This is a genomic window from Variovorax sp. P2_H12 (genome assembly GCF_056403395.1).
Map to the genome: position 1 here is coordinate 1 of NZ_JBFUFO010000115.1, position 809 is coordinate 809.

An 809-nucleotide genomic window follows, 5' to 3' on the forward strand; every position below is an offset into this window, starting at 1 on the left:
GAGTTGAGGAGGTCGCCCGTCGGCCCGTTCTTGGGGATCTCGTAGGGGGCGGGGCGGATGCTGCGGAACTCGACGGCGCCGTCCTGGTCGACGGGGACGCGGGCGCGCAGGATGTAGTCCTCGGACACGCCGGCGTCGATGAAGCTGTACAGGCCCTCGTCGGTGGCGTGCCACACGTYGACCGTCGCGGTGGCGAGGGGCTCGCCGGCGGGGCTGCGGACGGTGGCCTTGAACAGCAGCTTGTCGCCGGCCTCGTCGGGTCGCATGGGCAGCGTGTAGGGGCGCTCGGTGAGTACGGGCGCACCGGGCTTGTAGTAGGGCCCCTCGATGGCGCTGGGGGTCCACGGGCCTTCGCCGTAGCTGTTGGTGTCGACGGTCGCTTCGAGGAAGGTGTCGGTCCACAGGGGCCACTCACCGGCCTCGCCCACCCGGATCAGGTACTGCGTTATCGCGGCGTAGTCCTCGTACCTAAGACCGTGACGGACGATGAAATTCCTCGTCAGCTCGATGAACTCGTCGAACAGGTCGACGACACGCTGATTGGCCATGTATTCCTCCTGAGGAGGTCGCGGGAAGGGGAATCCAGCGTTCTTGTTGCGGGCGACTGGATTTCACGGCAACGCTAACCGGCGGGTCGGGACGCGGACCAATACCGGATCGGAACAATGCCCGCGCCACACGGGTATCACGGTCCCGACGGGGTTCTTGCGGCATCGGTTTTCCGCGGGTGATCACTCGCCCCGGCCGTGGAGTCGTCACATCGGCTCGCAGGGGGACAGTGGGCCTTCGGCCCGTTGACGGTGTTGTGA

The 809-nt window shown here is 66.8% G+C and carries 1 protein-coding gene; it reads right to left on the bottom strand.

From position 1 onward, the window contains the following. On the bottom strand, positions 1-548 hold a 548-nt coding region (locus AC1DYK_RS35440), incomplete at its 3' end, for a dioxygenase family protein (RefSeq protein WP_478170530.1). Between the last annotated feature and the right edge of the window lie 261 nt (positions 549-809).